Genomic DNA, 23844 nt, shown 5'->3' on the forward strand with positions numbered 1-23844 from the left:
CTATGTATAGGGGGCGACATCAGTCGCCCCTATAAAAAAGTTTTTTCGGTATCCCTAATGCGATGACGTAGTAGATTGCTCGCAGGGTGCGAGGGAACTATTACGGAGAAATGTCCGTTCTAGAAACTGGGCGATAAGGAGGAAATATAAATTGGCTAAACAACAAAAAATCAGAATTCGTCTAAAAGCATACGATCATAAGGCACTTGATCAAAGCGCGGTGAAAATTGTTGATACTGCAAAGAGAACAGGTGCGATGGTATCAGGTCCTATTCCACTACCTACTGAAAAAAATATTTTTACAATCTTACGTTCTCCACATGTGAATAAAGACTCTCGTGAGCAATTTGAAATGCGTACACACAAACGTCTTATTGACATCTTAGAACCAACTTCCAAAACTGTTGACGCTTTAATGCGTTTGGATTTGCCAGCTGGTGTGGATATCGAAATTAAATTGTAATAGAGGAGGTGGAATGAATGGCTAAAGGAATTTTAGGTAAAAAACTTGGTATGACACAAATCTTTACCGAAGAAGGTAAAGTTGTTCCAGTGACTGTTGTTGAATCAGGTAAAACTGTTGTAATTCAAAATAAAACTGTTGAAAATGATGGCTATAATGCTGTGCAATTAGGTTTTGGCGTTATTAAAGAAAAAAATGTTACAAAACCAATGAAAGGTCATTTCGCAAAAGCTGGCGTAGATGCAGTGAAGTTTATTCGTGAAATGCGCTTATCTGATGCTTCAGAATATAATGCTGGTGATGTAATCGGCGTTGACATATTTAGTGCTGGTGAATTGATTGATGTTACTGGTACTGCAAAAGGTAAAGGTTTTGCTGGTGGTATTAAACGCCATAATTTCAGACGTGGACCTATGGGACATGGCTCAAAATCACATCGTGAACCAGGTTCAACTGGTGCAATGATCAGTGGTGGTGGCGGTAGAGTTTTAAAAGGTAAAAAACTACCGGGTCGTATGGGCGCACAAAAAGTGACGCTTCAACGTTTAAGCATTGTAAGAGTTGATACAGATCGTAACTTACTTTTAATTAAAGGTGCGATTCCTGGTCCTAAAGGCAGCTATGTTGTAATTAAAAATACTGTAAAACCTAACAAATAAGCTCTTTTGAGCTCGAAAGGAGGATGTGCTATATTATGCCTAAAGTAGCAGTCTATACAATCGCTGGTAAACAGACTGGCGAAGAATTAGAATTAAATGAAAGCGTATTTGGTGTAGAAGTTAACGAAGCAGTTGTTCATCAAGCAATTGTAATGCAACTTGCAAGTCAACGTCTTGGTACGCATGCAACGAAAACTAGAGGTTTAGTACGTGGTGGCGGACGTAAACCTTGGAAACAAAAAGGTACAGGTCGCGCTCGTTCCGGTAGTACTCGTTCCCCAATTTGGGTCGGCGGTGGTACTGTGTTCGGTCCAACACCTCGCTCCCATGCATTCAGAATGCCTCGTAAACAACGTCGTTTAGCAATTAAATGTGCGTTATCTTCGAAGGTTGAAAGTGGAGAATTAGTTGTTCTTGATAGCATTGCTTTCGAACAAGCTAAAACGAAACATGTTGTACAAATGTTGAGCGATTTCAGCGTAGATAAGAAAGCTCTTATTATTACAGCTGAAACAATCGAAAATGTGGAAAAATCTTCCCGTAATATTCCTGGTGTAAAAGCTATTAGTTCTTGTGGGCTTAATGTTTATGATATCTTGAATCATAATAAGCTTTTCATTACTAAAGATGCAGTTACCCGCATTGAGGAGGTACTTGCGTAATGGCAAATGCACGCGATATTTTAATTCGTCCGCTTATCACGGAAAGAACTACTGCGTTGATGCAAGAAGGTAAATATACGTTTGTCGTTCCTAAAACAGTGAACAAGGTTGAAATCAGAACTGCTGTTCAAGAGATTTTCAACGTAAAAGTTCTTGCAGTAAATACTGTAAATGTATTAGGTAAAACAAAACGTATGGGACGCAGTGAAGGTAAACGCGCAGATTATAAAAAAGCTGTTGTGAAACTTGCACCTGGCGAAAGCATCGAATTCTTCGAAGGTGTGTAATAGTTAAGTTTTTGGAAAAGGAGGTTAACCAATGGCAGTAAAAAGTTTTAAACCATATTCTGCAGGCAGAAGATTCATGACTGTAGCTAGCTTCGATGAAATTACTACAGATCAGCCTGAGAGATCTCTTGTTGAACGTCTAAAAAAACATGGTGGCCGTAATCAACAAGGTCGTTTAACAGTAAGACATCAAGGTGGCGGTCACAAACGTTTATATCGTGTGATCGACTTCAAACGTAATAAAGATGGTATTCAGGCAACTGTTGCTACAATCGAATACGATCCAAACCGTTCCGCGCGTATTGCGCTTTTAAATTATGCTGATGGTGAAAAACGTTACATCTTAGCTCCTAACGGTATTAAAGTAGGGGATAAAGTTGTATCTGGTCCGGATGCTGATATTAAACCTGGTAATGCGTTACCAATTATAAATATTCCTGTTGGTACTATGCTTCATAATATTGAACTTAAAATCGGTAAAGGTGGACAGTTAGTTCGTTCCGCTGGAACTGGAGCTCAATTAATGGCGAAAGAGGGCGACTATGCGTTGCTTCGTATGCCTTCAGGAGAATTACGTAAGGTTCATATCAATTGTAAAGCAACGATTGGTCAAGTAGGTAATCTTGAACATGAAAATATTACGATTGGTAAAGCTGGTCGTTCTCGCTGGTTAGGCGTTCGTCCTGCAAACCGTGGTGTTTCCATGAACCCTAATGACCATCCACATGGTGGTGGGGAAGGTCGTAGCCCAGTTGGTCGTAAACATCCTGTTACTAAATGGGGTAAACATGCTATGGGTGCTACAACTCGTCGTAAAAAGAACTCTGATAAGTTTATTGTCAAAGGTCGTACGAAATAATAAATTGCTATATAAAGATATGGGCGCGAATGTTTAAATTCGCTGCCTTGGCGAAAGGAGGATACATCGTTGTCAAGATCGATTAAAAAAGGACCTTATGTGCATGAGAGTGTACTTAAAAAAATTGATGCTATGAATGCAGCAAATGAAAAAAAGGTTATAAAGACTTGGTCACGTAGTTCAACTATTCTTCCTAGTTTTGTTGGCCATACAATTGCAGTGCATGATGGTCGTAAACATGTACCTGTTTATGTAACTGAAGATATGGTAGGTCACAAACTTGGTGAATTCGCGCCGACTCGTACTTTCAAAGGTCATTCCGGCGAAGAAAGACGTACATCACTTAAGTAGTTTTTGCCGAAAGGAGGCTAATTTGTGGAAGCTAAATCAGTAGCAAAATACATTCGCATAGCTCCTCGTAAGATCCGTATTGTTATGGATTTGATCCGTGGCAAACAAATCGGAGAAGCGTTTGCGATTTTAAAATTCACACCAAAAGTTGGTGCTGATGTAATAGAAAAAGTATTGAAATCAGCAGTAGCAAATGCTGAACATAATTTTGATATGAATGTTGATAATCTTTATGTCGCAGCGGCATATGTAGATCAAGGACCTACATTAAAACGCATTCATCCACGTTCTCGTGGGCAAGCGTTTAAAATTTTAAAACGTTCAAGTCATGTAACTGTTGTTGTAAAAGAAAGATAAGAAGGAGGGAAATCGAATTGGGTCAAAAAGTTAATCCACATGGTTTGCGTCTTGGTGTTGTAAAAACATGGGATGCCAAGTGGTATGCAGATAAAGATTATGCAAGTAACTTGCATGAAGATATAAAAATTCGCGCGCACTTAAAAGCAAAACTTCATACTGCGGGCGTATCTAGAATTGAAACTGAACGTGGTCAAAATCGTCTTAAATTGACGATCCACACTGCAAAACCAGGTATGGTTATCGGTCGTGGCGGTTCAGGAATCGAACAAATTAAGGCTAGCTTGAGAAAGCTAACTACAAAACATGTTGATATTAATATTGCTGAAATTAAGCAACCTGATTTAGACTCAACATTAGTAGCAGAAAACATTGCAGCTCAATTAGAACGTCGTATTGCGTTCCGTCGTGCGATGAAACAAGCAGTTGGTCGTACAATGCGTATGGGTGCGAAAGGTATTAAAGTAATGGTAGGCGGTCGTTTAGGCGGTGCTGAAATTGCGAGAAGTGAGGCTTACCGTGAAGGTAGTATTCCACTTCATACTTTAAGAGCTGATATTGATTATGGTACTGCTGAGGCTCATACAACTTACGGTCGTATTGGCGTAAAAGTTTGGATCTTCAAAGGTGAAGTTTTACCAGAAGTGAAAAAAAGTGCTGTTGCTGCTGTTGAAGGGAGCGAAGCATAAATGTTATTACCAAAGAGAGTAAAATACCGTAAACAATTTCGTGGTCGTATGAAAGGTAAAGCAAGCAGAGGTAATAAAGTAAGCCATGGTGAATTTGGTTTACAAGCATTAGAACCTGCTTGGATTACAAATAGACAGATTGAAGCTGCTCGTATTGCGATGACTCGTTATATCAAACGTGGCGGTAAAGTTTGGATTAAAATTTTCCCTGATAAACCTGTAACTGCAAAACCTGCTGAAACTCGTATGGGTAGTGGTAAAGGTTCACCAGAATACTGGGTTGCAGTGGTTAAACCAGGTCGTATCATGTTCGAAATGGATGGCGTTAGTGAAGAAGTAGCAAAAGAAGCTATGCGTCTTGCAGCTCATAAACTTCCTATTAAAACAAAATTCGTTACGCGTGAACAGACTCAAGAGCAAGCAGAGGGCGGTGAAGTAAATGAAGGTTAATGATATACGTGAAATGAGTGCAGATGAACTTAACCAAAAACTTGCTTCTCTAAAAGAAGAATTATTTAACCTTAGATTTCAACTTGCTACTGGCCAGCTTGAAAACCCAATGCGTATCAAAGATGTAAAGAAAACGATTGCTCGCATTAAAACAATCCAACGTGAAGAAGAATTAAAAGCTTAATTCACGCGAATCTGTATAGCGGCTAAAAATGATATGCAACGGAAGGAGGCTACTCAAGCATGAGTGAAAGAAATGAGCGTAAAACTAGAATTGGTAAAGTGGTAAGCGATAAAATGGAAAAAACTGTTGTAGTAGCAGTTGAACGTCTTGTACAACATCCACTATACAAAAAAGCAGTAAAAGAAACTGTAAAATTCAAAGCACATGATGAAAACAATGATGCACATACTGGTGACACTGTAGAAATCATGGAAACTCGTCCATTGTCTAAAGATAAGCGTTGGAGAGTTATTGAAGTTCTGGAAAGAGCAAAATAATCCGAATCTTTATTTCGCTTTAATGAACTGAAAAAACTCAAAAGGAGGTAAAATAATGATTCAACAACAAACAATGCTTAACGTTGGTGATAATACTGGTGCAAAAGAAATCATGTGCATTCGTGTACTTGGTGGTTCTTACCGTAAATTCGCTAACATTGGTGACGTAATTGTTGCTGCAGTAAAATCTGCATCCCCTGGCGGAGTTGTAAAAAAAGGTGATGTTGTTAAAGCTGTAGTTGTACGTTCTAAAAAAGGTTTACGTCGTCCAGATGGTTCTTATATTCGTTTTGATGAAAACGCTGCCGTTGTCATCAAAGATGATAAGACTCCAAGAGGTACTCGTATTTTCGGACCAGTAGCTAGAGAGTTGCGTGACAAAGATTTCATGAAAATCGTCTCACTAGCTCCAGAAGTAATCTAAGTTAGGAGGTGTCCTGTTTGTCACAAAACAAATTGCATGTAAAAAAAGGTGATACGGTTTTAGTGTTATCTGGCAAAGATAAAGGTAAACAAGGTAAAATCATTGAAGCTTTACCTAAAAAAGAAAAGGTTGTTGTAGAAGGCGTTAACAAAGTTAAACGTCACACAAAACCTAGTCAAAGTGCTCCACAAGGTGGAATTCTTGTAAAAGAAGCACCAATGAGTGTAGCAAAAGTAATGCTTGTATGCCCTGCATGTTCAAAAGCAACTCGCATTGCAAAAAAAGATTTGAATGGTAAATTCGTTCGTGCTTGTAAAAAATGCGGCGAAATTGTGGATAAATAAAATCTTAAAAGAAAGGAGGTAGCCTATCAGTGGATAGACTCAAAGAAAAATATCTTAAAGAAGTAGTTCCTGCTTTAACAGAAAAATTTGGCTATAAAAATGTAATGGAAATACCTAAAATCGAAAAAGTTATTATTAATATGGGTGTTGGTGAGGCTGTAGGAAATCCTAAAGTTCTTGACTCAGCTGTGAATGATATGACATTGATTGCAGGTCAAAAACCAGTATTAACACGTGCTAAGAAGTCTTTAGCGGCGTGGAAATTACGTGAAGGTATGCCAATCGGTGCGAAGGTAACACTTCGTGGTCAACGTATGTATCAATTCATGGACAAATTTATGAACGTAGCTCTTCCTCGTGTACGTGATTTCCGTGGAGTAAGTGCGAAAGCTTTTGATGGACGTGGAAATTATTCCATGGGTCTTAAAGAGCAACTAATTTTCCCTGAAATTGAATACGATAAAATCGATAAACTTCGTGGTATGAATGTTATCGTTGTAACAACAGCGAAAACGGATGAAGAAGCAAGAGAGCTTCTAAAATTAATGGGAATGCCATTTAGCGCGTAAAGGAGGTAGTTATTGTGGCCAAAAAGGCAATGGTTGAAAAATGGAGTCACGAACCGAAATTTCAAGTTCGTAAATATAACAGATGTAAAATTTGCGGCCGTCCACACGGATACATGCGTAAATTTGAAATGTGCCGTATTTGTTTCAGAGAACAAAGCTACAAAGGTGCTATCCCTGGGGTAACCAAAGCTAGCTGGTAATATCAACGGAAGGAGGATATCTATCTATGGTAATGACTGATCCAATTGCAGATATGCTGACTCGTTTGCGCAATGCAAATTCTGTATATCATGAGAAAGTAGAAATACCGGGATCTAAAATCAAACAAGCAATTGCTGCTATTTTAAAAGAAGAAGGATTTATTAAAGATTTCGACTTCGTTTCTGATAGTAAACAAGGCGTTCTTCGTGTGAATCTTAAGTATGGTCCTAACCGCGAGAAAGTAATTACAGGCATTAAACGTATCTCCAAACCTGGTTTACGTGTATATGCAAAAAGCGAAGAATTACCTCGTGTACTTGGCGGACTTGGAATCGCTATTGTTTCCACTTCAAAAGGTGTTATGAGTGATAAACAAGCACGTCGTAGTGGTCTTGGCGGTGAAGTAATCGCTTACGTTTGGTAATATATTTTTTGTAGCTAGGAGGTGTATGAATGTCAAGAATCGGTAGATCACCTATTACGATTCCTGCTGGCGTAACAGTTACATTGGCAGAAGAAAATACGGTGACAGTAAAAGGTCCTAAAGGCGAACTTACTCGTACTTTTCATAAAGATATGATCATTGAAATTGAAGAAAACGTTCTTACGGTAAAACGTCCTTCAGATGTAAAAGAACATAGATCTTTACATGGTTTAACGCGTACGTTAATTTCCAATATGGTGATTGGTGTTACGGAAGGATTCAGCAAAACTCTTGAAATCAACGGCGTTGGTTACAGAGCTGCAAAAGCTGGTCAAAATGTTAACTTGTCCCTTGGTTTCTCTCATCCAGTAGTAGTAGAACCACCTAAAGGTATTACTTTAGATGTTCCTGCTCCAAACAGAATTATTGTTTCTGGTATTAGTAAAGAAGAAGTTGGCGCAATTGCAGCTAACATTCGCGGATACAGAGAACCAGAACCTTACAAAGGTAAAGGTATTAAATACGAAGGCGAAACAATTCGTCGTAAAGTTGGTAAAGCCGGCGGTAAAGGCAAGAAGTAATCTTTAAGTGAAAGGAGTGACTAACTTGCTTCTTAAAGCAGATAAAAATAAAGCACGTCAAAGACGTCATTTAAGAGTTCGCAAAAATATTTCAGGTACAGCTCAAAAACCACGTTTAAACGTGTTTCGTAGCTTAAGTAATATTTATGCACAAATCATTGATGACGTAAATGGTGTAACTTTGGTTGCAGCAAGTTCAAAAGATAAAGAATTTACTACGTATGGTGGTAATATCGAAGCTGCGAAAGCAGTTGGCGCAGCAGTTGCGAAACGTGCTGTAGAAAAAGGTATTACTGAAGTAATATTCGACCGTGGTGGTTATATTTATCATGGTAGAGTAGCTGCATTAGCTGAAGCAGCTCGTGAAGCGGGTCTCAAATTCTAAGTTTTGAAAAAGGAGGTAAATGAATGGCCAGAATCGACTATACTGCTCTTGAATTACAAGAGAAAGTTGTTTATATTAACAGAGTTGCTAAGGTTGTTAAAGGCGGACGTCGTTTTTCATTCAGCGCACTAGTTGTTGTTGGTGATGGTAACGGTCATGTTGGCGCTGGTTTGGGTAAAGCTGGTGAAGTTCCTGAAGCAATCAGAAAAGGCATCGAAGATGCTAAGAAAAATCTTATTAATGTTTCATTAGTAGGAAAAACAATTCCTCATGAAATTATTGGTGTATTTGGCGCAGGTCGCGTATTATTAAAACCTGCTGCAAAAGGTACTGGTGTTATCGCTGGTGGTCCTGCACGTGCTGTGCTTGAACTTGCTGGTATTCATGACATCTTAACAAAATCACTTGGTTCATCTAATCCTAATAATATGGTTCGTGCTACATTAAAAGGGTTGGAACAACTTAAAAAAGCTGAATTAGTGGCTGAACTTCGTGGTAAAACTGTTCAAGAACTTTTGGGTTAAGGAGGCATTTTTGATGGCAAAACTAAAAATTACTCTTACCAGAAGCCTGATCGGCAGACCTGAAAATCAAAGAGCTACTGTTAAGGCTTTAGGTTTACGTAAATTAAATTCATCAGTAGAACAAGAAGATAATGCGGTTATTCGCGGCATGGTTCATAAAGTTGAACATCTTGTTACAGTTGAAGAATTACAAGACTAATATCAAGGAGGTGCTTGTATGAAATTACACGAATTAGCTCCGGCACCTGGATCTAAAAAAGTACGTACCCGTGTTGGTCGCGGACTTGGTTCTGGTTTAGGTAAAACATCCGGTAGAGGTCATAAAGGTCAAAATTCTCGTTCCGGTGGCGGTGTTCGTACTGGTTTTGAAGGCGGTCAAATGCCACTTTACCGTAGATTACCAAAACGTGGTTTTTTCAATGTATTTGGTAGTGAATACGCTGAAGTGAACGTGGAAACTTTAAATCGTTTCGAAGATGGCTCAACAGTTGATCCTGTTGCTTTAATTGAAGCGGGCATTCTTAAAAATGTACGCGATGGTGTACGTATTTTAGGAAATGGTGAAATTACAAAGAAATTAACTGTAATCGCGAATGGCTTTACAAAATCCGCGGAAGCTAAAATTACGGCAGCTGGCGGAAAAGTCGAGGTGATCTAAGGTGTTTTCAGCCCTTGCAAATATACTCAAGATAACTGAGCTCAGGGAAAAAATTGTTTTTACACTAGTGATGTTTGCAATCTTTCGGTTAGGAACACATATTCCTGTTCCGGGTGTAAATGCACATGTAATTGAACAATTATTCACGAGTGGCAACCTTTTTGGCCTTATGGATTTATTTTCCGGTGGTGCTTTAAGTAAATTCTCAGTGTTTGCAATGAGTATTACCCCATACATCAATGCTTCGATTATCATGCAGCTCTTAACAGTTGTTATACCGAAGTTTGAAGAATGGTCTAAAGAAGGCGAAGAAGGGCGAAAGAAAATTACCCAGATTACGCGTTACTCAACTGTAGTTTTGGCGTTTATCCAAGCTATTGGCATGGCATATGGCCTCAAAGCTGCAATTATAAATCCAGGTGTTGGTTCAATACTTTTAATCGCAATCACATTAACAGCTGGTACTACATTTTTGATGTGGTTAGGTGAACAGATTACAGCAAAAGGCATTGGTAATGGAATCTCATTGATTATCTTTGCTGGTATTGTTGCTGGTTTACCAAAAGGCATTGCTACAATTTATAAGTACTTGCAGGCAGGTACAGTTAATTTATTCAATGTTGCTTTATTTGCAATTATTGCTGTTGCTATGATTGTATTCGTAATTGCAATCCAACAGGGACAGCGTCGCATTCCAGTGCAGTATGCAAAACGTGTTGTTGGCCGCAAAATGTATGGTGGTCACTCCACACACATTCCGCTAAAAGTAAATCAAGCGGGTGTTATTCCAATAATCTTTGCGTCATCCGTGCTGATGTTTCCAGTAACTATTGCCCAGTTTATTGATGTTCCATGGGTAAAAACGATTGCGGGATATTTTGCGTGGGGAACTCCTTTTCAAACTACGCTATATGCGTTGTTGATTATATTCTTCACTTATTTTTATACTGCGGTTACTGTAAAGATATCGGATATGGCAGAGAATCTGAAAAAATACGGTGGTTTTATTCCAGGCTTACGGCCTGGCAAACCAACGGCAGATTATTTAGACCGCGTTATGACCAGAATTACTCTTGCTGGATCAATATTCCTTGCTTTTATTGCTATACTACCGAATCTTGTTGCATCAGCGACAAACATTCAAGGTGTGTATTTCGGTGGTACGGCCCTACTTATTATTGTTGGTGTGGCTCTTGATACAATGAAGCAGATTGAAGCGATGGTCTTAATGCGTCATTACCAAGGGTTCATGAAGTAGGGAGGAATTTTAGATGTATATCCTATTAATGGGACCGCCTGGTGCCGGAAAAGGTACACAAGCGGCAATGCTAGTGGATAAGTTTGGCATTCCACATATTTCTACAGGAGATATGTTCCGTGCTGCTGTAAAAGAAGGAACTGAACTTGGTAAGCAAGCGAAAGCATGTATGGATGCCGGACAGTTGGTTCCAGACAGTGTAACAATCGGTATTGTAAAAGAACGTTTGGCTAAGCCAGATTGTAAAAAAGGTTTTATTTTGGACGGTTTTCCACGTACAATAGAGCAAGCCAATGCACTTGACGCTACGCTTGAAGAACTAAAAATAAAACTTGATCGTGTAGTCAATATCAGTGTACCAGCTGATGAACTTATCAGCCGTGCAACTGGTCGTCGAATTTGCAGAAGTTGTGGTGCTACATATCATGTAGCTTATAAACCTACTGCGAAAGAGGGAGTATGCGATAAATGTAGCGGTGAGATTTACCAACGAGATGATGATAGCGAAGCTACAATGACAAAACGTCTTACAGTGTATTCTTCACAAACAAAACCGCTCATTGAATACTATCAAGATAATGGTTTGTATACTGAAATTGATGGCAGACAGTCTATCGATAAAGTACTTGCCGATGTTATTGCTAGCTTGAGGAGCGAATAGGATGTTCATCCTAAGGGTTAATCGAGAAATCGATTACATGCGAGACGCTGAAGAGATGGTGTCGGACACGCTGGTTGAAGTTAAAACCTCTGTTAAGCCGGGAGTTAGTAAGCGCAAGCTTGATAAAATTGCCGAGAAATATATACGAAGTTGTGGCACAATTCCACCTTTTGAAGACTATACGTTATATAGTTTAAAAAAGTTAAAAAATGGAGATAATGTCAACAATGACATAAAACAGGTAATGTTTAGAAAGAACAATAAGATTGCAAGGACCTTTCCAACTGGAGAGGTCAATGCAAAACTATATGAGAATCTGGATATTATCATATTTTCTCTATCCAAAGGTATTGAAAAAGCAATAGCGGTTAGTTGTCTCGGAGATATATCTAATGCTGTTCAAACCTTTGCAAAAAATTATAGTTACGGAATAGTACGTGACTACGTTGGGCATGGCATTGGTGAAAAAATGCATGAAGATCCTCAGATTCCGAATTACGGTTCGGCTAGTCGCGGCCCACGATTCCAATCTGGTAAGACATTAGCGATAGAGCCGATGATAAATCTAGGAACCCACAAGTCAAGACATTAGATAATTGGACGGTATTACTAAGGGTTAAAAGCCTTCGGCACATTTGGCGTATACCATCTTAGATTTAGATGATAAGCCAGAATTTTAACAAAATGCTAGGGGGAACCTCAGTGTCACTAGTTCAACTAATTTCATTAGGTCAGGTTGTAGAAAGTATTACAGGTCGTGATGCTGAAACTATTTACTTGGTCGTTGGAATCGATGGTAGATCTATTCTTTTGTCAGATGGCAGAGAACGTCCTATCATCAAGCCTAAAAAGAAAAATATTCGGCATGTCAAAGTTTACGAGCGGATTTCAGAAGCTCTGGCAAATAAACTTATTGCGAACCAAAAGGTTAGGAATGAGGAGATTCGCCAAGCTATCGCAAATTTGCAACCCAGATAATTTGTGACAAGCGGACGAGGAGGAAAAATCTCATGTCCAAACAAGACGTAATTGAGGTTGAAGGTACAGTTCTTGAGGCATTGCCTAACGCAATGTTCCAAGTAGAATTAGAAAATGGTCATGTTGTATTGGCACATGTTTCAGGTAAAATTCGCATGAATTTCATTCGTATCTTGCCTGGTGATAAAGTTACTATTGAACTTACGCCATATGATTTAAAACGTGGTCGTATAACCTACCGTTTCAAATAGTCTTTTTGCTGGCTGATTCAGCCAAAGAATTTGACAATGTAAGAAAAGGGGGCAAAAAGCAAATGAAAGTTAGACCATCGGTTAAACCCATTTGTGAAAAATGTAAAGTAATTAAACGTAAAGGTCACGTCATGGTGATTTGCGAAAATCCCAAACATAAACAAAAACAAGGTTAATTGAGAAGGAGGTGCTGAATATATGGCACGTATTGCCGGAGTAGATTTACCTCGCGATAAGAGAATTGAAATAGCTTTAACCTACATCTTTGGTATTGGTCTTACTACTTCACAGAATATTTTAGCGGCTACTGGTATCAATCCTGATACTCGTACTCGTGATTTAACTGAAGATGAAGTTGCAAAACTTCGTGAAGCGATTGATAAAAATTATAGAGTAGAAGGCGACTTACGTCGTGAAGTATCTCTAAATATTAAACGTTTAGTTGAAATTGGCTGCTACCGTGGTAGAAGACATCGTATGGGGTTGCCAGTTAGAGGTCAAAAAACGAAAACTAACGCTCGTACTCGTAAAGGGCCAAAAAGAGCTGTTGGCGGTAAAAAGAAAAAGTAAGGGAGGGGTAAGCATTGGTAGCTAAAAAAGTTGCTAGACCAAAAAGAAGAGAACGTAAAAATATTGAGCACGGTATTGCGCATATTCGTTCTACTTTTAACAATACAATTGTAACGATTACCGATACAAAAGGTAATGCATTATCATGGGCGAGTGCAGGTGGTCTTGGTTTTAGAGGATCACGTAAAAGCACTCCATTTGCGGCTCAAATGGCAGCAGAAGTTGCAGCGAAAGCAGCTATGGAACATGGACTTAAACAAGTAGAAGTATTTGTAAAAGGACCTGGATCAGGCCGTGAAGCAGCAATTAGATCATTACAAGCGACTGGTTTGGAAGTTAATTTAATTAAAGATGTAACTCCAATCCCTCATAATGGATGTCGTCCACCAAAACGTAGAAGAGTTTAATAGGAGGTGCAAATATAGATGGCAATTGATAGAGTTCCAGCTCTAAAAAGATGTAGAGCACTCGGCATTGAACCAGCTGTTGTTGGTTTAGGCAAATCTTCCACACGTCAACCTAAACGTGCTGGTAAAAAGATGAGTGAATACGGAATCCAACTTAGAGAAAAACAAAAAGCAAAATTTATATATGGTGTTTTAGAAAAACCATTCAGAGCTTATTATGAAAAAGCGAAGAAAATGCCTGGCGTTACTGGTGAAAATCTACTAGTAATTCTTGAAAGAAGACTTGACAATGTTGTATATCGTTTAGGCTTAGCAGCTACTCGTAGACAATCTCGTCAGCTTGTTTCTCACGGCCATATCCTTGTTAATGGTAAACGCCTTAATATTCCTTCAGCTTTAGTAAAAGCTGACGACGTTATTTCTATTAAAGAAGGAAGTCGTGCAAATGAATTTTTTAAAGGCGTGGCAGAATCATTTGATTCTTTAAGCACACCAGCATGGATTTCAGTTGATGCTCAAAACTTGAGTGGTACAGTTACAAGATTCCCTAATCGCGATGAAATTGATGTACCTGTTGAAGAACAAATGATCGTTGAATTGTACTCCAGATAATGTACCCTCGCCGTGGGTATGGCGTAACTTGGTATTGCGCATAAATGAGGAGGGTTATTCCAGATGATCGAAATCGAAAAACCGAAGATTGAGATAGTGGAAATTAGTGAAGATTGCCGATATGGCAAATTTGTCTGCGAACCTTTAGAACGTGGATATGGTACTACGCTTGGTAACAGCTTGCGTCGCATATTATTATCTTCATTGCAAGGTGCGGCTGTTACATCCGTAAGGATTGAAGGAGTTCTTCACGAGTTTTCGACCATTCCAGGTGTTCGGGAAGACGTTACGAATATCATTTTAAATTTAAAATCACTTTGTCTGAAAATGCATAGTGAAGAAGCAAAAGTAATTAGAGTTGAAGTAACCGGTGAAAAAACGGTAACAGCTGGTGATATTATCACGGATCCAGATGTTGAAATACTAAACCCTGAATTACATTTGGCAACAGTAGATGCTAGTGGTTCATTAAAAATGGAACTCACTGTTGAACGTGGCCGCGGATATATTCCTGCCGATAAGAATAAGAAACCTGATCATGTGATCGGGATTATTCCGATCGACTCAATTTTCTCACCAATTCAGAGAGTTAACTATGCTGTTACTGATACTCGTGTAGGTAACGTCACTGATTACGACAAATTGACGCTGGAAGTATGGACAGATGGTAGTATAAGACCAGAAGAAGCAGTTAGCAAATCAGCAAGTATCATGATTGCTCATCTTAGATTATTCCAGAACATGGCAGGAGCTCCTGCGGATGACGATGAAGCTGAAAGAACATTTACTGAGGCTCCTGATAATGGTGTTTCTAAAACATTAGAAATGACGATTGAAGACTTAGATTTATCTGTTCGTTCTTATAACTGTTTAAAAAGAGCGGGCATAAATACCGTTGCTGAATTAGCTCAAAAGAGCGAAGACGATATGATGAAAGTGAGAAATCTTGGTCGTAAGTCTCTTGAAGAAGTGAAGAAGAAACTACAAGAACTAGATTTGTCACTTGTCGAATATGAAGAGTAGGAGAAGCGAAGAGTATGGGCTACAGAAAATTAGGACGTGACTCAAGTGCACGTAAAGCTTTATTTCGTAGTATTTTAACTTCCTTTTTCAAATATGAACGCATTCAAACTACTGAAGCGAAGGCGAAAGAAATTAGTGGTCTTGCAGATCAATTAATTACTTTAGCTAAACGTGGCGATTTACATGCTCGCCGTCAAGTAATTGCGCGTCTTATGGATGAAGAAGTGGCTAAAAAACTATTTGATACAATTGCACCTAAATACAACGAACGCCAAGGCGGATACACTCGTGTACTTAAACTTGGTCCTCGTCGTGGTGATGCTGCGCCGATGGCAATTCTTGAATTAGTGTAATACTGAGAAGGCGACCGTGGGGTCGCCTTTATTGGTATAAGAAAGCATTTAAATTCAAGGCTTTCTTATACCAATAAAGGCGATTTTTTCGTATTTTAGATAAAGGAGCAGCAGAATGGGAGAATTAATCAGAGTTGAAAATTTACAACATGTTTATAATGAAAATATGGCGAATGAATCTATTGCTCTTCACGATATTAATTTAACAATTAACGAAGGTGAATTTGTAGCGATTATTGGTACGAATGGATCAGGAAAATCTACGTTAGCAAAACATTTTAATGCACTTTTACTGCCCACGAGCGGCAGCTGTAGAATTGATGAACTAGAAACAAACCAAACAGAATCTTTGTGGACAATTCGACAAAAAGTAGGCATGGTATTTCAAAATCCTGACAATCAAATTGTTGCAACTCTAGTTGAGGAAGACGTTGCCTTTGGTCCAGAAAACTTAGGTGTAGAAAGTGATGAAATTAAAATACGCGTTGAAGAGGCTCTTAAGGCTGTCGACATGGAAAAATATCGTAAACATGCACCTCACTTATTATCTGGCGGACAAAAGCAACGCGTTGCGATTGCAGGTGTATTGGCAATGAAAACAAAATGTTTAGTTCTTGATGAACCAACAGCGATGCTTGATCCACAAGGACGCATAGAAGTATTAGAAACAGTAAAGAATCTACATAAAAATTTAGGTATTACTGTTGTCTACATCACACATTTTATGGAAGAGGCCGTTGAAGCAGGACGTGTAATCGTGATGAAAAATGGCAGTATATTAGACGATGGAACGCCAAAAGAAATTTTTACAAAAGTAGAAAAATTAAAAGAATTGGGGCTAGATGTACCTTTAGCTGCTCAAGTTGCTTATCAATTGAAAAAAGCTGGGATCCAATTACCTGATCAAATTATTACAAATGATGAATTGGCGGTGGCTTTATGTCGATAGTTTTAAAAAATGTGACGTATACCTATATGCAAAAAACGCCTTTTGAGCGAACTGCAATTCATGATATTAATTTAGAAATCGGTGAAGGTGAATTTATTGCGATCATTGGACATACTGGTTCAGGCAAATCTACTCTTGTGCAGCATTTGAATGGGTTATTAAAACCAACCCAAGGAACCGTAACTGTCAATGGCGTTGATTTAGGGCAAAAAGGTGAAGCCGCTAAAATTGCCAGGAAAAATGTTGGTATGGTTTTTCAATATCCTGAACAGCAATTATTTGAGGAATCCATTTATGCTGATATTGCATTTGGTCCACGTAATCTAGATCTGCCAGAAGAAGAAGTGGATAAAAGAGTACGAAGGGCAATGCAATTTGTGAATTTAGATTATACTTTGTATAAAGATCGTTCTCCTTTTCAACTGAGTGGCGGTCAAATGCGTCGTGTAGCCATTGCCGGCGTGGTTGCGCTTCAACCATCCTATCTTGTTCTGGATGAACCGGCTGCAGGATTAGATCCTTGCGGACGCGATGATATTTTTTCTAAACTTGTTGAATTACATAAAAAAACGAATACTACAATCATTTTAGTATCACACAATATGGATGATGTTGCAAAGATGGCAAATCGTTTAATTGTTATGCAAGAAGGTAGTATTTGTCTGGATGGAACCCCAAAAGAAGTTTTTAAACATACAGAGCAATTAAAATTGTCAGGTGTCGATGTACCGCAGATCACGACTTTATTGCGTCAGTTAAAAAAGAGTGGGCTGAACGTTGATGAAAATCTTCTCACTGTTGATCAAGCTGTTAAGAATATCATTGGCATAGTAGGGGGGAGAAAAAGTTGTTAGCGGATATCACAATTGGACAATATTTCCCGGGCAATTCATTGATTCATCGATTAGATCCTAGAACGAAAATTCTTGCTCTCTTATCTTTAATTACAATTATTTTTATTGTGAATAGCCCGATAAGCTATGGCCTAATTTGTTTATTTACAATCATTGTTATCGGATTATCCAATGTACCATTTTTGATGGTTCTAAAATCAATTAAACCTTTATGGTGGATTATTCTATTTACAGTACTTATTCATATTTTCACAACACCTGGAGAAGCAATTGCAAAAGTATGGTTGTTTTCTATTACGATGGAGGGGATACAGCAGGCAAGTTTTATGTCGCTGCGCTTAATTTTGCTTATTGTTTTATCATCCTTATTGACGTTAACCACTTCACCTATAACACTAACGGATGCTTTAGAGAAGTTGTTAACACCATTTAAAAAAATAGGTCTGCCAGCGCATGAATTGGCCATGATGATGACCATTGCACTGCGCTTTATCCCTACACTTCTGGAAGAAACTGAGCGCATTATGAAGGCACAAGAATCAAGAGGCGCTGATTTTAGCTCTGGAGGGATCATAAAACGTATTAAGAATATGATTCCATTGCTTGTACCGCTTTTTATCAGTGCGTTTCGCAGAGCGGATGATCTGGCAGTTGCGATGGAAGCACGTTGTTACCGCGGTGGTGAAAATAGAACGAGGATGAAAGTTTTACGCATTGGAACAATAGATTATCAAGCATGTGGTATTATGCTGATTTTTTTGTTGGGCTTGTGTGTATTAAAAGTATATGGATTATAATATGGCAGAAAAACTTGAGAAAAAAATGCAATTACGTAACATTAAATTAGTTATGGCCTATGATGGTGGAAACTATCATGGATTTCAAAGGCAAAATAATGCAGTATCTGTGCAAAATGTATTGGAAAAGAAACTTGCGATCGTTTTTGGTGAACAGATACAATTGGCGGCATCAGGAAGAACCGATGCCGGAGTACATGCTTATGGGCAGGTTGTAAGCTTTTTTACGAAAGGCACGATTCCAATCGATCGTGTAGTGAGAGCTGTCAATAGTCATTTGCCCACCGATATTGTAGTGTACTTGGCTGAGGAAATGCCGCCAGATTTTAGTGCTCGGCATTCGGCAAAAGATAAAATATACATTTATAAAATTCAACAGGGAGAAGTATTAAATCCATTTACACGCCAATATGCATGGTATATTCGTAAAGAGCTTAATCTAGATAAAATAAATGAAGCGATGCAATATATTATTGGAACGTATGATTTTTCTGCTTTTCGTGCTGCTGGCAGTGCACCCATGCATCCAGTTCGTACAATTTTTGAAGCAAGATGCGATCGAAATGGCGAAATGACAGAATTTTTATTCTGGGGAAATGGTTTTTTGTATCACATGGTACGCAATCTTGTTGGAACACTTGTTAATGTTGGCAAGGGAAAGATAACACCACAAGAATTTAAGGCAATTCTTGATGGAAAAGATCGAACCAAAGCCGGAATGACTGCGCCTGCACAAGGATTATATTTAAAGAAAGTCAACTATTAAAATATTTTGAAGAATTTAAAGTAGAATATATAGAATTATTTTAAGAAAGACTATACAAATGATTTGGATATTGATATAATATTTACTGTTGTTAATTATCCACAGAGTATATGTGGATAAAGATATGGTAGCTACATAGTGTTAGATTAGTAAAAGAGCTTGACAATACTTGCTATTTTTATTAAAATGATTTTATGAGGCTTTTACCGAGATTTCCATTAGCCCCGGAAGTCAGGACAAATCTTCACAATGATGATTTTTATGATTGAAACTTTAGAAAGTTTGTGACAAGGAGGGGAATGTCGAATGAAAACAACGTTTATGGCAAATGTATCTAATATTGAACGTAAATGGTACGTTGTAGACGCTGAAGGTAAAACTGTAGGTAGATTAGCTGCTGAAGTTGCAAAAGTACTTCGTGGTAAACATAAACCAACTTTTACACCTCATGTTGATACTGGTGACCATGTCATCGTGATCAATGCAGATAAAGTAGTATTCACTGGAAAGAAATTAATCCAAAAGACTTATTTCCGTCATTCTGGTTATCCAGGAGGAACTACATTTACAACAGCTGGCAAAATGCTGGCAACCAGACCTGAAAGAGTCGTTGAAATGGCTGTAAAAGGTATGTTACCTAAGAATAGATTAGGTGCGCAAATGTATACAAAATTAAACGTATATGCTGGTTCTGAGCATCCACATGCTGCTCAAAAACCGGAAGTACTTGAAATTAATATAAGATAATACTGGAAGGAGGAACATCTTAATGGCATTAGTTACTTACTACGGCACAGGCCGCAGAAAAACTTCGGTTGCCAGAGTTCGTCTGGTTCCAGGTGAAGGCAACGTGATTATCAATAATCGTGAGTTGAAGGCTTACTTTGGTTTGAAAACTCTTGAATTGATCATTAAACAACCTTTAAACTTGACTGAAACTCTTGGTAAATATGATGTAATCGCGAAAGTAGAAGGTGGCGGTCCGTCTGGACAAGCTGGCGCTATTCGTCATGGGATTTCTCGTGCGCTTCTTAAAGTGGATGCTGAATTCCGTCCTGCTCTTAAAAAAGCTGGATTCTTGACTCGTGATCCACGTGAAAAAGAACGTCGCAAATACGGCTTGAAGAAAGCTCGTAAAGCATCTCAGTTCTCAAAACGTTAATTTTTACAATTTTAAATGGAAACGAAAACCCTTGGAAACTCAATGTTTCCAAGGGTTTTTTATTTTTGAATTACCAGCTAGAACCTATAAAAACCAGTAATTTTTTTATGGTAATAGACAAATAATAGACACGTAATAGACAAAAATAAATGCTATTTTATATCAAATTGATTGCTTCGATAAGCTGTTGTATAGTTTTATGTGTATAAACTTTATCCGTTACAGTTTTAGACGCATGACCAAGTATTCTTTGGATAATTACCTTAGAAATATTTGCATTGTCAAGGTTGGTTGCGCAAGTATGCCGTCCGTCGTGTGGAAGATGATCCATGTTGCGAAGGATTGTACTTCGATTCCAATACCTGTAACGCAATTTATCATAATTGTTAATATGCTCACCAGCTTCATCCGTAATTAAAAATTCATTATTAGGATTGTACCAAAAAGCAATAAAATCATATATTTTTTCGGCAATAGGGATAACCCTATTTATCCCCGCAGCAGTTTTTATGCCGCCTAACATATATCGTTCTTTCAAAAATACATTTTTTGTTTTTATTTTCAGTAATTCGGTAGGGCGTAATCCAGAATAGCAGAAAATCAATGCAAACCTTACAGCTTGATCTTCTGTGTTTTTCCATAAAATATTTAGTTCTTCATCGGTGAAAGGTTTATGCTTATCGCTAATTTCTTCGAATGGCAGTTTAGTTAATTCAGCGTAATTTTTATCAACTAAATCATTTGCTAAAGCGTATTTAAAAAGCAGATTAGCAAGTATTCTAATGTTTTTTTTGCTGGCATAACCTTTTTCGCAATTGTCAATTGATTCTTGAATATTACCCATTCTGATATCGATGAAAATCATATCATGCAAGTTAGTACTACGATTAAATGCGGCAGTATATTGATTAGGTATATCAACACCTTTGCTAGTATAACGATATTCGCAATATTCTCTGAAAACATCGGCGTACGTCAACTTACGTTTTGAAAGATCATAGGGATTTGCGTTGTATTCAGCAAGCGCATGAATGGCTAATTCTCTTTTTTCGTAATAATCAAGATATTTATATAATTGTTTACCTTCGTCGCTGTATCCAACTGTAATTCTTACTGCCCACGGTTTGCGACGTTTGCCGGACAATTTATGAACAGATCCATATCCATTAGGTAATTTCATAGTAAAACCCTTTCTACGTAAAGAAAAGCCGCTTAGTATGACGCTCTAAGCGGCTATTTATATTAAACTCTTTTTTCAACACGTTCTAGTAATGCAGCTTGTAATACTTGTGAAAAATTAATATTTGCGTTTTCGGCTTCTTCATTTAGCCAGCTTGGAATAGTAACATTTTTGCGTACCATGCGCATATCATTTTTTCGGCGATATTCGGAAAAGTCAATATCAACGAGAGTGACAATATCATTTTCCTTATGTTCGATACTTTCAATAGTAGTGGCGTTTGGCAGTTCTTTTTTTTCATCTTCCCAATAACAACCAGTTACGCCAATTGCATCACGTGCCATTTCTATGGCATTTACAACGCTATCACCTTGGGTATTAATATCGAAGTCGGGTACATAGACAACATAGTCATTATCATATTTTGTTATAACGATAGGATAAACAGCTTTCATATAAAATCCTCCTGCTTAGTATTTATATAGTATCAACCGCCAAGGACTATTTAAGTCCTTGACGTTTGATAATTGCTTTTGCGAGGTTTTCGTTTATTTCGTTGTGTCGCGGTACTGCTTCGGTATGTATGCCGTCTGTGTAGACATCGTGATTAGCACCGTTCCTTACGAGATACCATTTGTTTTTTAGAAAGAGTTTTATTAAATCCTTTCGCTTCAACTATTATCACCTCACATTTATATTATACGTATTTAATGCGCATAAGTCAAGAAAAAGATACGCATTAAATACGTATCTTTTAATGATATATATTATTAGTGCAAATATTATCCTACTTTCTCTACCAAGATAGAAGAAATTTCCCGTACGTCAGTACCTCGTACAAACTTCAATTCAATATAACCAACTCCGGAAGCCCACAATTTACATTCGGCATCAAGATCAAAAGAACCAGCGCTTTCAACGGAGAATGCTGTCATTTTTGAATAAGGTAAAACTAGAAATTCTTTTTTCTTGCCAGTGAGTCCTTGAACATCAACAGCAATAATTTTTTTACTTGTAAAAATAAGAAGATCCCTCATTGCTTTGTATTCAAGTAAAATCTCTTCTTCATCACTAACGAGATAACCATAAAGATCATAGTTTTCTTTTATTGATTTCTTACTTAAACAATCGACTACTTTCGCTGGTAGAGATTTTTCCATATATAACAACTCCTTTAGATGATACTAAAATAATTATAAAATATATTAACATGATATTTTGTAAAAATATGTCGAAAATAAATTACCGCCCGACGTGGGCGGCTTTTTTTATGCCTTTTTTTCTTCGCCTAAATTTTGTAAGGCTGATTGCCCTTTTTGTGCTGCTTCTAGTTCCTTTTGATAGTCAGCAAGTTCTTGCTTAACTTCTTCATCCGTCATTCTGTTTTTAGAGTTTTTCTCAATTGGCGTAACAGTAGCTGCTGTTTCGGCATGTCTTGCAAAAGTATTTTTAAAGTAAGCAAGCAGGCTCTGTCTGGTCTTTTCATCCAGTTCCATATAATCCTTAATGATATCCAACTCCAAGGGAACTAGATTATTTTTCTTGGCAAGTTCATCCAAAGAAAAGTCACTGGACTGTATGTACATTTCACCATCACCAGTACGAAGCCAGTGTTCATTAATAGAGAACTCGCGACAAATAGAAAGAAACATCTGATCAGTAAGGTTGCGTTCACCACTTTCAATTCTAGATATGGCGTTATCTTTCACCCCTAAACGTTTCCCGAAGTCACGTTGACTTAATTTTAAATTTTTGCGAAGTTCCCTTATTCTGGTGTTCATTTTATCACCCCCAAACAAAGAATAATAAAAAAATCTCCCTATGTCAATATTTTTTATAATAATCATTGACAAAAATGCCTTAGGGAGATAATATATTGACATAGGGAGAAAATAATTACTGAAAGGAGAATAGAAAAAACACCGCCTATTGCTAGACGGTGTAAGAAATTAATAAAAAAACTAAAGTTAAAGTTAATAAAATTGGCAATAAACATCCAGTATTCTTAGTAGCTGTATTTAATGAAGTAGGATTTTTGGTAGTTTGTTTCGGATTCGTCCGATGTCGAGATTCAAGCTTTATACCAAAAGCTTCTTGGACTTTTTTACTACGACGCTCAATAAGGTTATCAATTATAGCTTGAAAAAGTTGTACATTATCTCGTGAATTACCCGGCTGAAAATCATCGTCAAAGTCGATGCTTTTGGCAATAGCCTTAAAGCTAAAACGTTCACGGTTTTCATTTAGCAAGTCTAGGATATCAATATAGTTGCATTGCGGGGCAGGAATTTTATAAACGGCTAATGAGTTTTCTAACCATTTTTGAGATTTTTCCAACCAATATACTAGAACATTTTTACCGTTTATATGATGTTCTATTTCTGACCATATTAGATCAAGTGTTGGCTTGTCTTTGACTCTTTTTTCCGTGATACCATGATAATCTTCGAAAGTAAATTTTAGTCCATCAGGTGGTTTAATTAAGTAGGATTCACAGAATATCATTTTACCGTTTTCGACTACTCGGATTGCAAGTTGGCAAATGCTCTTAGAACTTCGACCTGCCATTTGCATAGATAAGGCAGTGTAATTTAAATCTTCATACATGTAAGCACATCCTTTCAATACCAATATT

Annotated in this window: 44 protein-coding genes; 38 read left to right on the forward strand and 6 right to left on the reverse strand. The window is 37.8% G+C overall.

The features are described 5' to 3' along the window. Positions 1-151: 151 nt before the first annotated feature. The 38 genes from rpsJ (at position 152) to rpsI (ending at position 20029) form a co-directional block, all read left to right on the forward strand. Positions 152-463, forward strand: coding sequence for a 30S ribosomal protein S10 (gene rpsJ / locus BN6559_RS16160; RefSeq protein ID WP_110955688.1), 312 nt, complete (start codon positions 152-154; stop codon positions 461-463). 17 nt (positions 464-480) lie between these two features. Then, entirely contained in the window at positions 481-1122 is a 642-nt protein-coding gene (gene rplC / locus BN6559_RS16165; RefSeq protein ID WP_110955689.1) for a 50S ribosomal protein L3, read from the forward strand. Positions 1123-1157: 35 nt separating this feature from the next. Beyond that, positions 1158-1784, forward strand: a complete 627-nt coding sequence (gene rplD, locus BN6559_RS16170; RefSeq protein WP_110955690.1) for a 50S ribosomal protein L4 — start codon at positions 1158-1160, stop codon at positions 1782-1784. Beyond that, positions 1784-2071: a 50S ribosomal protein L23 gene (gene rplW, locus BN6559_RS16175; protein ID WP_110955691.1), complete on the forward strand. Its 288-nt coding sequence runs from the start codon at positions 1784-1786 to the stop codon at positions 2069-2071. Before rplD ends, rplW begins: the two co-directional genes overlap by 1 nt. A gap of 31 nt (positions 2072-2102) precedes the next feature. After that, a complete protein-coding gene (rplB, locus tag BN6559_RS16180; RefSeq protein ID WP_110955692.1) occupies positions 2103-2930 on the forward strand; it encodes a 50S ribosomal protein L2 in 828 nt (275 codons plus the stop codon). A gap of 69 nt (positions 2931-2999) precedes the next feature. Beyond that, positions 3000-3281 carry a 30S ribosomal protein S19 gene (rpsS, locus tag BN6559_RS16185; protein ID WP_110955693.1) on the forward strand — a complete coding sequence of 94 codons (282 nt, stop codon included), beginning with the start codon at positions 3000-3002 and terminating at the stop codon, positions 3279-3281. Between the two features lie 24 nt (positions 3282-3305). Next, positions 3306-3638: a 50S ribosomal protein L22 gene (gene rplV / locus BN6559_RS16190; RefSeq protein ID WP_110955694.1), complete on the forward strand. Its 333-nt coding sequence runs from the start codon at positions 3306-3308 to the stop codon at positions 3636-3638. A gap of 17 nt (positions 3639-3655) precedes the next feature. Next, entirely contained in the window at positions 3656-4327 is a 672-nt protein-coding gene (gene rpsC, locus BN6559_RS16195; protein ID WP_110955695.1) for a 30S ribosomal protein S3, read from the forward strand. Continuing rightward, positions 4328-4777 (forward strand): 50S ribosomal protein L16, encoded by a 450-nt coding sequence (gene rplP, locus BN6559_RS16200; RefSeq protein WP_110955696.1) that lies wholly within the window; start codon positions 4328-4330, stop codon positions 4775-4777. It begins immediately after the preceding gene. Continuing rightward, positions 4767-4961, forward strand: coding sequence for a 50S ribosomal protein L29 (rpmC, locus tag BN6559_RS16205; RefSeq protein WP_110955697.1), 195 nt, complete (start codon positions 4767-4769; stop codon positions 4959-4961). Before rplP ends, rpmC begins: the two co-directional genes overlap by 11 nt. Before the next feature lie 59 nt (positions 4962-5020). Beyond that, positions 5021-5278 (forward strand): 30S ribosomal protein S17, encoded by a 258-nt coding sequence (gene rpsQ, locus BN6559_RS16210; protein WP_110955698.1) that lies wholly within the window; start codon positions 5021-5023, stop codon positions 5276-5278. Between the two features lie 55 nt (positions 5279-5333). Then, positions 5334-5702, forward strand: coding sequence for a 50S ribosomal protein L14 (gene rplN / locus BN6559_RS16215; protein WP_110955699.1), 369 nt, complete (start codon positions 5334-5336; stop codon positions 5700-5702). 17 nt (positions 5703-5719) lie between these two features. Continuing rightward, positions 5720-6046, forward strand: a complete 327-nt coding sequence (gene rplX / locus BN6559_RS16220; protein WP_110955700.1) for a 50S ribosomal protein L24 — start codon at positions 5720-5722, stop codon at positions 6044-6046. A 29-nt stretch (positions 6047-6075) separates the two neighbouring features. After that, positions 6076-6615, forward strand: coding sequence for a 50S ribosomal protein L5 (gene rplE, locus BN6559_RS16225; protein ID WP_110955701.1), 540 nt, complete (start codon positions 6076-6078; stop codon positions 6613-6615). A gap of 14 nt (positions 6616-6629) precedes the next feature. After that, positions 6630-6815 (forward strand): type Z 30S ribosomal protein S14, encoded by a 186-nt coding sequence (locus tag BN6559_RS16230; RefSeq protein ID WP_110955702.1) that lies wholly within the window; start codon positions 6630-6632, stop codon positions 6813-6815. A gap of 26 nt (positions 6816-6841) precedes the next feature. Next, entirely contained in the window at positions 6842-7240 is a 399-nt protein-coding gene (rpsH, locus tag BN6559_RS16235; protein ID WP_110955703.1) for a 30S ribosomal protein S8, read from the forward strand. Between the two features lie 29 nt (positions 7241-7269). Continuing rightward, positions 7270-7821 (forward strand): 50S ribosomal protein L6, encoded by a 552-nt coding sequence (gene rplF / locus BN6559_RS16240; RefSeq protein WP_110955704.1) that lies wholly within the window; start codon positions 7270-7272, stop codon positions 7819-7821. A 25-nt stretch (positions 7822-7846) separates the two neighbouring features. After that, positions 7847-8206 (forward strand): 50S ribosomal protein L18, encoded by a 360-nt coding sequence (gene rplR / locus BN6559_RS16245; protein ID WP_110955705.1) that lies wholly within the window; start codon positions 7847-7849, stop codon positions 8204-8206. Positions 8207-8229: 23 nt separating this feature from the next. Continuing rightward, a complete protein-coding gene (gene rpsE / locus BN6559_RS16250) occupies positions 8230-8730 on the forward strand; it encodes a 30S ribosomal protein S5 (protein ID WP_110955706.1) in 501 nt (166 codons plus the stop codon). A 13-nt stretch (positions 8731-8743) separates the two neighbouring features. Further along, positions 8744-8929 carry a 50S ribosomal protein L30 gene (rpmD, locus tag BN6559_RS16255; RefSeq protein ID WP_110955707.1) on the forward strand — a complete coding sequence of 62 codons (186 nt, stop codon included), beginning with the start codon at positions 8744-8746 and terminating at the stop codon, positions 8927-8929. Positions 8930-8947: 18 nt separating this feature from the next. Beyond that, positions 8948-9388 (forward strand): 50S ribosomal protein L15, encoded by a 441-nt coding sequence (rplO, locus tag BN6559_RS16260; RefSeq protein ID WP_110955708.1) that lies wholly within the window; start codon positions 8948-8950, stop codon positions 9386-9388. Position 9389: 1 nt separating this feature from the next. Beyond that, positions 9390-10646 (forward strand): preprotein translocase subunit SecY, encoded by a 1257-nt coding sequence (gene secY, locus BN6559_RS16265; RefSeq protein WP_110955709.1) that lies wholly within the window; start codon positions 9390-9392, stop codon positions 10644-10646. A gap of 13 nt (positions 10647-10659) precedes the next feature. After that, positions 10660-11307 carry an adenylate kinase gene (locus BN6559_RS16270; protein WP_110955710.1) on the forward strand — a complete coding sequence of 216 codons (648 nt, stop codon included), beginning with the start codon at positions 10660-10662 and terminating at the stop codon, positions 11305-11307. A 1-nt stretch (position 11308) separates the two neighbouring features. Next, positions 11309-11899: a M24 family metallopeptidase gene (locus tag BN6559_RS16275; RefSeq protein ID WP_199884075.1), complete on the forward strand. Its 591-nt coding sequence runs from the start codon at positions 11309-11311 to the stop codon at positions 11897-11899. Positions 11900-12009: 110 nt separating this feature from the next. Beyond that, on the forward strand, positions 12010-12285 hold the full coding sequence (locus BN6559_RS16280; RefSeq protein WP_110955711.1) for a KOW domain-containing RNA-binding protein: 276 nt from the start codon (positions 12010-12012) through the stop codon (positions 12283-12285). Positions 12286-12317: 32 nt separating this feature from the next. Beyond that, entirely contained in the window at positions 12318-12536 is a 219-nt protein-coding gene (infA, locus tag BN6559_RS16285; RefSeq protein WP_110955712.1) for a translation initiation factor IF-1, read from the forward strand. 62 nt (positions 12537-12598) lie between these two features. Then, entirely contained in the window at positions 12599-12712 is a 114-nt protein-coding gene (gene rpmJ / locus BN6559_RS16290) for a 50S ribosomal protein L36 (RefSeq protein WP_004092858.1), read from the forward strand. Between the two features lie 22 nt (positions 12713-12734). Next, positions 12735-13106, forward strand: coding sequence for a 30S ribosomal protein S13 (gene rpsM / locus BN6559_RS16295; protein WP_110955713.1), 372 nt, complete (start codon positions 12735-12737; stop codon positions 13104-13106). Positions 13107-13120: 14 nt separating this feature from the next. After that, positions 13121-13513 carry a 30S ribosomal protein S11 gene (gene rpsK, locus BN6559_RS16300; RefSeq protein ID WP_110955714.1) on the forward strand — a complete coding sequence of 131 codons (393 nt, stop codon included), beginning with the start codon at positions 13121-13123 and terminating at the stop codon, positions 13511-13513. Positions 13514-13531: 18 nt separating this feature from the next. Further along, positions 13532-14125, forward strand: a complete 594-nt coding sequence (gene rpsD / locus BN6559_RS16305) for a 30S ribosomal protein S4 (protein ID WP_110955715.1) — start codon at positions 13532-13534, stop codon at positions 14123-14125. 63 nt (positions 14126-14188) lie between these two features. Beyond that, positions 14189-15148: a DNA-directed RNA polymerase subunit alpha gene (locus tag BN6559_RS16310; RefSeq protein WP_110955716.1), complete on the forward strand. Its 960-nt coding sequence runs from the start codon at positions 14189-14191 to the stop codon at positions 15146-15148. A 14-nt stretch (positions 15149-15162) separates the two neighbouring features. Further along, positions 15163-15501, forward strand: coding sequence for a 50S ribosomal protein L17 (gene rplQ / locus BN6559_RS16315; RefSeq protein WP_110955717.1), 339 nt, complete (start codon positions 15163-15165; stop codon positions 15499-15501). A gap of 115 nt (positions 15502-15616) precedes the next feature. After that, positions 15617-16450, forward strand: coding sequence for an energy-coupling factor transporter ATPase (locus BN6559_RS16320; RefSeq protein ID WP_110955718.1), 834 nt, complete (start codon positions 15617-15619; stop codon positions 16448-16450). Then, the gene (locus BN6559_RS16325; RefSeq protein ID WP_110955719.1) at positions 16441-17304 is read left to right on the forward strand and encodes an energy-coupling factor transporter ATPase; all 864 of its coding nucleotides are present in this window, start codon (positions 16441-16443) and stop codon (positions 17302-17304) included. Before BN6559_RS16320 ends, BN6559_RS16325 begins: the two co-directional genes overlap by 10 nt. Then, positions 17298-18101, forward strand: a complete 804-nt coding sequence (locus BN6559_RS16330; protein ID WP_110955720.1) for an energy-coupling factor transporter transmembrane component T family protein — start codon at positions 17298-17300, stop codon at positions 18099-18101. Before BN6559_RS16325 ends, BN6559_RS16330 begins: the two co-directional genes overlap by 7 nt. Position 18102: 1 nt before the next feature. Beyond that, complete coding sequence (gene truA, locus BN6559_RS16335; protein WP_110955721.1) at positions 18103-18867, forward strand: tRNA pseudouridine(38-40) synthase TruA; 765 nt, start codon at positions 18103-18105, stop codon at positions 18865-18867. A gap of 306 nt (positions 18868-19173) precedes the next feature. Beyond that, on the forward strand, positions 19174-19614 hold the full coding sequence (rplM, locus tag BN6559_RS16340) for a 50S ribosomal protein L13 (protein WP_110955722.1): 441 nt from the start codon (positions 19174-19176) through the stop codon (positions 19612-19614). Between the two features lie 22 nt (positions 19615-19636). After that, on the forward strand, positions 19637-20029 hold the full coding sequence (gene rpsI, locus BN6559_RS16345; RefSeq protein ID WP_110955723.1) for a 30S ribosomal protein S9: 393 nt from the start codon (positions 19637-19639) through the stop codon (positions 20027-20029). A gap of 157 nt (positions 20030-20186) precedes the next feature. Here the strand turns inward: rpsI and BN6559_RS16350 are convergent, their stop codons facing one another. From BN6559_RS16350 to BN6559_RS16375, 6 genes are all read right to left on the reverse strand, one after another. Continuing rightward, positions 20187-21209: a tyrosine-type recombinase/integrase gene (locus BN6559_RS16350; RefSeq protein ID WP_110955724.1), complete on the reverse strand. Its 1023-nt coding sequence runs from the start codon at positions 21207-21209 to the stop codon at positions 20187-20189. Between the two features lie 62 nt (positions 21210-21271). Continuing rightward, a complete protein-coding gene (locus BN6559_RS16355) occupies positions 21272-21664 on the reverse strand; it encodes a type II toxin-antitoxin system HicB family antitoxin (RefSeq protein ID WP_110955725.1) in 393 nt (130 codons plus the stop codon). Between the two features lie 46 nt (positions 21665-21710). Beyond that, complete coding sequence (locus tag BN6559_RS19830; RefSeq protein WP_110955726.1) at positions 21711-21884, reverse strand: type II toxin-antitoxin system HicA family toxin; 174 nt, start codon at positions 21882-21884, stop codon at positions 21711-21713. 107 nt (positions 21885-21991) lie between these two features. Then, positions 21992-22369, reverse strand: coding sequence for a PH domain-containing protein (locus BN6559_RS16365; protein WP_110955727.1), 378 nt, complete (start codon positions 22367-22369; stop codon positions 21992-21994). Positions 22370-22477: 108 nt separating this feature from the next. Beyond that, entirely contained in the window at positions 22478-22990 is a 513-nt protein-coding gene (locus BN6559_RS16370) for a helix-turn-helix domain-containing protein (protein ID WP_110955728.1), read from the reverse strand. Positions 22991-23141: 151 nt separating this feature from the next. Continuing rightward, positions 23142-23816: a 3'-5' exonuclease family protein gene (locus BN6559_RS16375; protein ID WP_110955729.1), complete on the reverse strand. Its 675-nt coding sequence runs from the start codon at positions 23814-23816 to the stop codon at positions 23142-23144. Positions 23817-23844: the final 28 nt, after the last annotated feature.

This window comes from Massilibacillus massiliensis (genome assembly GCF_900086705.1).
Lineage (GTDB): Bacteria > Bacillota > Negativicutes > FLKF01 > FLKF01 > Massilibacillus > Massilibacillus massiliensis.

Excerpts from the sequence above, each read along its gene's own strand:
- rplC (WP_110955689.1), top strand. The coding sequence starts at position 481 with ATGGCTAAAGGAATTTTAGGTAAAAAACTTGGTATGACACAAATCTTT.
- rplM (WP_110955722.1), top strand. The coding sequence starts at position 19,174 with ATGAAAACAACGTTTATGGCAAATGTATCTAATATTGAACGTAAATGG.
- rpsM (WP_110955713.1), top strand. The coding sequence starts at position 12,735 with ATGGCACGTATTGCCGGAGTAGATTTACCTCGCGATAAGAGAATTGAA.
- rpsH (WP_110955703.1), top strand. The coding sequence starts at position 6,842 with ATGGTAATGACTGATCCAATTGCAGATATGCTGACTCGTTTGCGCAAT.
- rplO (WP_110955708.1), top strand. The coding sequence starts at position 8,948 with ATGAAATTACACGAATTAGCTCCGGCACCTGGATCTAAAAAAGTACGT.
- BN6559_RS16325 (WP_110955719.1), top strand. The coding sequence starts at position 16,441 with ATGTCGATAGTTTTAAAAAATGTGACGTATACCTATATGCAAAAAACG.
- rplW (WP_110955691.1), top strand. The coding sequence starts at position 1,784 with ATGGCAAATGCACGCGATATTTTAATTCGTCCGCTTATCACGGAAAGA.
- BN6559_RS16275 (WP_199884075.1), top strand. The coding sequence starts at position 11,309 with ATGTTCATCCTAAGGGTTAATCGAGAAATCGATTACATGCGAGACGCT.
- rplD (WP_110955690.1), top strand. The coding sequence starts at position 1,158 with ATGCCTAAAGTAGCAGTCTATACAATCGCTGGTAAACAGACTGGCGAA.
- truA (WP_110955721.1), top strand. The coding sequence starts at position 18,103 with ATGGCAGAAAAACTTGAGAAAAAAATGCAATTACGTAACATTAAATTA.
- rplN (WP_110955699.1), top strand. The coding sequence starts at position 5,334 with ATGATTCAACAACAAACAATGCTTAACGTTGGTGATAATACTGGTGCA.
- rpmD (WP_110955707.1), top strand. The coding sequence starts at position 8,744 with ATGGCAAAACTAAAAATTACTCTTACCAGAAGCCTGATCGGCAGACCT.
- rpmC (WP_110955697.1), top strand. The coding sequence starts at position 4,767 with ATGAAGGTTAATGATATACGTGAAATGAGTGCAGATGAACTTAACCAA.
- rplP (WP_110955696.1), top strand. The coding sequence starts at position 4,328 with ATGTTATTACCAAAGAGAGTAAAATACCGTAAACAATTTCGTGGTCGT.
- rplF (WP_110955704.1), top strand. The coding sequence starts at position 7,270 with ATGTCAAGAATCGGTAGATCACCTATTACGATTCCTGCTGGCGTAACA.
- rpsD (WP_110955715.1), top strand. The coding sequence starts at position 13,532 with ATGGCAATTGATAGAGTTCCAGCTCTAAAAAGATGTAGAGCACTCGGC.
- rpsQ (WP_110955698.1), top strand. The coding sequence starts at position 5,021 with ATGAGTGAAAGAAATGAGCGTAAAACTAGAATTGGTAAAGTGGTAAGC.
- rpsE (WP_110955706.1), top strand. The coding sequence starts at position 8,230 with ATGGCCAGAATCGACTATACTGCTCTTGAATTACAAGAGAAAGTTGTT.
- BN6559_RS16370 (WP_110955728.1), bottom strand. The coding sequence starts at position 22,990 with ATGAACACCAGAATAAGGGAACTTCGCAAAAATTTAAAATTAAGTCAA.
- rplQ (WP_110955717.1), top strand. The coding sequence starts at position 15,163 with ATGGGCTACAGAAAATTAGGACGTGACTCAAGTGCACGTAAAGCTTTA.
- BN6559_RS16355 (WP_110955725.1), bottom strand. The coding sequence starts at position 21,664 with ATGAAAGCTGTTTATCCTATCGTTATAACAAAATATGATAATGACTAT.
- BN6559_RS16270 (WP_110955710.1), top strand. The coding sequence starts at position 10,660 with ATGTATATCCTATTAATGGGACCGCCTGGTGCCGGAAAAGGTACACAA.
- BN6559_RS16350 (WP_110955724.1), bottom strand. The coding sequence starts at position 21,209 with ATGAAATTACCTAATGGATATGGATCTGTTCATAAATTGTCCGGCAAA.
- infA (WP_110955712.1), top strand. The coding sequence starts at position 12,318 with ATGTCCAAACAAGACGTAATTGAGGTTGAAGGTACAGTTCTTGAGGCA.
- BN6559_RS16310 (WP_110955716.1), top strand. The coding sequence starts at position 14,189 with ATGATCGAAATCGAAAAACCGAAGATTGAGATAGTGGAAATTAGTGAA.
- BN6559_RS16375 (WP_110955729.1), bottom strand. The coding sequence starts at position 23,816 with ATGTATGAAGATTTAAATTACACTGCCTTATCTATGCAAATGGCAGGT.
- rpsI (WP_110955723.1), top strand. The coding sequence starts at position 19,637 with ATGGCATTAGTTACTTACTACGGCACAGGCCGCAGAAAAACTTCGGTT.
- rplB (WP_110955692.1), top strand. The coding sequence starts at position 2,103 with ATGGCAGTAAAAAGTTTTAAACCATATTCTGCAGGCAGAAGATTCATG.
- BN6559_RS16365 (WP_110955727.1), bottom strand. The coding sequence starts at position 22,369 with ATGGAAAAATCTCTACCAGCGAAAGTAGTCGATTGTTTAAGTAAGAAA.
- rpmJ (WP_004092858.1), top strand. The coding sequence starts at position 12,599 with ATGAAAGTTAGACCATCGGTTAAACCCATTTGTGAAAAATGTAAAGTA.
- BN6559_RS16320 (WP_110955718.1), top strand. The coding sequence starts at position 15,617 with ATGGGAGAATTAATCAGAGTTGAAAATTTACAACATGTTTATAATGAA.